At 64.5% G+C, this 310-nt stretch carries 1 protein-coding gene; it reads left to right on the top strand.

Going from position 1 to position 310, the window contains the following annotated elements:
• Positions 1 to 13 precede the first annotated feature (13 nt).
• Positions 14 to 310: transposase (locus tag OEB96_RS46530; protein WP_407674590.1), on the top strand; the 297-nt coding region annotated here is incomplete at its 3' end.

Raw genomic sequence — 310 nt, 5'->3', positions numbered from 1 at the left:
TGCTCCGGAATGCGTGCCCAGGTGCGTCGGAACAGGCGCCCAGGTTCGGCCGGAACGGGTGCCCAGATCGCGTCGGAATTCGCAATGGGGGCTGGAACACCGCGATCTGACAGGAATTCGGGCGATTGGCGTCGACGAGGTGCTGTGGCACCGCGGCCACAAGTACCTGACGGTGGTCTACCAGATCGACGCGCACTGCCGTCGGCTGCTGTGGATGGGGCAGGACCGCACCAAGGAGTGCATCGATGGTTTCTTCGACTGGTTCGGGCTGCGAGCTCGGTGGCTACGGTTCATCTGCAGCGACCAGCAC

It is taken from the genome of Paraliomyxa miuraensis (genome assembly GCF_026337845.1).
Lineage (GTDB): Bacteria > Myxococcota_A > Polyangia > Nannocystales > Nannocystaceae > Paraliomyxa > Paraliomyxa miuraensis.
Note: the sequence above shows the minus strand (reverse complement) of the source record. Positions and strands in the feature narration are given on the sequence as shown.